Here is a 918-nt window from a genome sequence, read left to right on the forward strand (position 1 = left end):
GCTGCGCCGTCGACGCCGAAGCCGTCGCCGATCAGCGACACCGTCATTTTCACCGCGCCGCCGGACCGCGAGGCGCGGCTCGAATCGCGCAGCCCTGTCCTCGCCAATGTGCAGCCGAATCCGTCGACCAAGCTCGCCGGCGTCGACAACGTGCTGACGCGGCTGACGCGCTCGCTCGACCAGGTCGAGGCGCGGCAGGTCGCGATGCTGGCTTCGGCGGAAGAGACGCTGGAATCGAAGCTGCGCCGGATGCGCGGCGTGATCACCGATCTCGGGCTCGACATGGGCCAGCTCGAAGCCGCCGCGCCGAAGGGCGGCATGGGCGGCCCGTTCGTGCCGGTCAAGCTCGGCGCCGAATCCGGTCCGTTCGAGCGTCAGCTCTACCGCATCAGCATCACCCGCGCGCAGGTCGAGAAGCTGAACCGCACGCTGTCGCTGGTGCCCTATCGCAAGCCGGTCATCGGCGAGGTCGAGTTCACCTCGGGCTTCGGCGTGCGCTCCGATCCGTTCCTCGGCCGCCCGGCAATGCACACCGGCCTCGATTTCCGCGCCGCGACCGGCGATCCCGTACGCGTCACCGCCAACGGCAAGGTCGTCAACGCCGGCTGGTCCGGTGGCTATGGCCGCATGGTCGAGGTCGATCACGGCAACGGCCTCTCGACGCGCTACGGTCATCTCTCCGAGATCAACGTCAAGATCGGCCAGCAGGTGAAGATCGGCGATATCATCGGCGAGGTCGGCTCCACCGGCCGCTCGACCGGCCCGCATCTGCACTACGAGACCCGCATCGACGGCGAAGCCGTCGACCCGCAGAAGTTCTTGCGCGCCGGCATCCGGCTGAGCGCTGGTTAGCGATATTGGACGGTCCGGGTATCACCCGGACGCACCTGCCTCCTCGAGCCCACATCTCTCCCCCGT

The 918-nt window shown here is 68.4% G+C and carries 1 protein-coding gene; it reads left to right on the forward strand.

Going from position 1 to position 918, the window contains the following annotated elements; genetic code table 11:
• Positions 1-852 (forward strand): M23 family metallopeptidase (locus BRAS3809_RS30855; RefSeq protein WP_035659585.1); only part of this gene is annotated, 852 nt, incomplete at its 5' end.
• Between the last annotated feature and the right edge of the window lie 66 nt (positions 853-918).

Source organism: Bradyrhizobium sp. STM 3809 (assembly GCF_000239795.1).
In the GTDB taxonomy this organism is placed as follows: Bacteria; Pseudomonadota; Alphaproteobacteria; order Rhizobiales; family Xanthobacteraceae; genus Bradyrhizobium.